Raw genomic sequence first — 307 nt, 5'->3', positions numbered from 1 at the left:
GTCCCCTCTAAAACGACTTCTAGCCCGGAACCCCTTATCGGTTTTCCGAGCTAGATGGATAAAAGTATCTAGTTGGTCTTAAGCTGCCTCGCGCGCAGGAGGCGCGTTCGGGCTTGCCTTCTCGCGCGCCGGATCGCGCGGCGGATGTGGCTCACGGCATTCAGGGGGTGGGGTCTTTTCGTCTCGCTCCACCCGGCCGAGGAAACGCCGGATCATAGATACATTGGCCGCAACCACACCAAGGGCCGTATAGAAGAAGGCCGCGGCAAATCCGGCTTAAGGGACATTTCGTGTGGATTTGCGGCGT

Source organism: Corynebacterium sp. HMSC072A02, from assembly GCF_001810085.1.
Taxonomy (GTDB): Bacteria; Actinomycetota; Actinomycetes; order Mycobacteriales; family Mycobacteriaceae; genus Corynebacterium; species Corynebacterium hesseae.
This window is presented reverse-complemented; position numbering follows the sequence as displayed.